Consider the following 2,257-nt stretch of genomic DNA (forward strand, 5'->3'; position numbering starts at 1 on the left):
CGTAGCCGCCGCCCGCCAGCAGGGTCTTGCCCGTCTGCTGGCCCGACAGCTCACTCACCATGTACAGCAGCACGGGCGCCACGCGCTCGGCGGTGAAGGTCTTCTTGTATTCCTCGGAGGTCGTGGCGTCGGTGAGTTGACTGGCCGCGGCGGGCGCAATGGTCCAGACACGGATGCCGTACTTCTGGCCTTCGATGGCCAGCGAATTCGAGAAGCCCCAGATGCCTGCCTTGGCAGAGCCATAGTTGATCTGGCCGAAGTTGCCGCGCAGGCCGGAAGTGGAGGTGGTGTTGACGATCACGCCGCCGCGACCGCTGTCCTTCATGTGCAGGAATACCGGGCGGGTCACGCAGTAGGTGCCCTTGAGGTGCACGCGCACAACGAGGTCGAAATCGGCCTCTTCCAGCTTGGGCATGCTCTTGTCACGCAGGATGCCGGCGTTGTTGACGAGGATGTCCACGCCGCCAAAGGCGGTTAGCGCCGTCTTCAGGATGGCTTCGCCACCGGCCACCGAACCTACGTCATCGTGGTTTGCGGCAGCCTTGCCGCCCAGGGCTTCGATCTCGGCGACCACGCGTTCGGCGGGGCTCTTCTCTCCTGGCGCAGCGGCGCGGGCGAAATCGTTGACGACCACGCGCGCCCCTTCCTGCGCCAACAAGAGGGCATAGGCTCGGCCCAGTCCCGCACCGGCGCCGGTGATGACGGCCACCTTTCCATCCAACAGTCCCATATCCAGTTTCCTTCAGTTTCAGAGGCTGCCGCTCAGCGCATTGAACGGCACGTCCTTGTCGACGCGAACGTCCGGCGGCAGTCCAAGGACCCGCTCGGCGATGATGTTTTTCAGAATCTCGTCAGTACCCCCAGCGATACGCAGCCCCGGTGCATGCAAGAAGTCGTGTTGCAGCGCAGCCTTGATCGCCGCCTGGGCTGGGTCGCAGACCAGGCCGTACAAATCCTGCTGCTCGATCAGCTCATGCGCCATTTCCTGCATGCGGTTCACCGCCACGAGCTTGCCGACGGAGGACTCCGGGCCTGGCGCTTCGCCACGGGACATGGCGGTCATGGTGCGAAAGCGCGTGTACTTGAGGCCCTCGCTCTGCACGAACCAGTCGGCCAAACGCGAACGGAACGCGCCGTCCTGCAGCAGGGTGGCTTCGTCGCGCGGCAGACTGGCCGCCAGGGAGAGCACCGCGTCGATTTCCGGGCCGCGCGCCTTCCCGCCCTCTACGCGCTCATTCATCAATGTGAAGATCGCGACCTTCCAGCCCTCGTTCACCGCGCCCAGCCTTTGTGCATCGGGCACGCGGACTTCGTCGAGGAAAACCTCGTTGAAGTCGGAGCCGCCGCTCATCTGGTGAATCGGCCGCACCGAGACCCCGGCCGCTTTCATGTCGATCCAGAACATCGTCAGGCCGCGGTGCTTGGGCAGGCTGGGGTCGCTTCGGGTCAGCAGCAGACCGTAGTCCGAGTAGTGGGCACCGGTGGTCCAGACCTTCTGGCCGCTGATGAGCCACCCATCGCCGTCACGCACCGCACGCGTGCGCACGGCGGCCAGATCCGAACCTGCCGAGGGTTCGGAAAAGAGCTGGCACCAGATCTGATCGCCGCGCAACGCCGGTGCGACAAAACCCTGGCGAGTCGCCTCATCGGCATACTTCATCACCGTCGGCAGGCACATGCCCAGACCGATGCCGAAAAAGCCCACCGGCAGGTCTAGCCCGGCTTCTTCCTGGTTGAAGATCACCTGCTGAATGGCCGTGCCCCCGCCCCCGCCCCATTCACGTGGCCAGGTGATTCGTGCGTAGCGGGCCTCCGCCTTCAAGGCCTGCCAGGCGCGCGCGCGCACCAGGCGCGAGGCCTCGTCCTGGCCGGCAAAGTTTGCAGTCGCCACGCTCGGCGCACTAAGCTGCAGCCAGGCGCGCACCTCGGTGCGGTATGCCGCCTCTTCGGGAGTGTCGTCAAAGTCCATAGTCTTCAGACATCAACCGCTGCTTGCCGGCGTTCGAGTTGCACGACGAGGCGCTCCTTCCACCAGCGCGGCGCACCGGCCGCCAGGGCTAGGTGTTGCGCGCGACGATAGAACAGGTGGGCGTCCGCCTCCCAGGTGAAACCCATGCCGCCCTGCGTCTGGATGTTTTCCTTGGACGCCTGCCAGTAAGCGTCGCTGGCGGCGATACGTGCGCAGGCCGCCGCCAGAGGCAGAGCTGTGCCGCCGACATCCTTGTCCAGGGCCCAGGCGGCGTGATAGGCATTGGAG

The 2,257-nt window shown here is 65.4% G+C and carries 3 protein-coding genes; all 3 read right to left on the reverse strand.

Going from position 1 to position 2,257, the window contains the following annotated elements; genetic code table 11:
• A partial coding sequence (locus AC1DY5_RS52170; protein WP_478122108.1) for an SDR family NAD(P)-dependent oxidoreductase occupies nt 1-730 on the reverse strand: 730 nt, incomplete at its 3' end.
• Between the two features lie 18 nt (nt 731-748).
• On the reverse strand, nt 749-1,969 hold the full coding sequence (locus tag AC1DY5_RS52175) for an acyl-CoA dehydrogenase family protein (protein ID WP_478122109.1): 1,221 nt from the start codon (nt 1,967-1,969) through the stop codon (nt 749-751).
• 5 nt (nt 1,970-1,974) lie between these two features.
• Nucleotides 1,975-2,257, reverse strand: a 283-nt coding sequence (locus AC1DY5_RS52180) for an acyl-CoA dehydrogenase family protein (RefSeq protein ID WP_478122110.1), incomplete at its 5' end; no start/stop codon positions are given.

It is taken from the genome of Variovorax sp. P4_D9 (genome assembly GCF_056401695.1).

Excerpts from the sequence above, each read along its gene's own strand:
- AC1DY5_RS52175 (WP_478122109.1), bottom strand. The coding sequence starts at position 1,969 with ATGGACTTTGACGACACTCCCGAAGAGGCGGCATACCGCACCGAGGTG.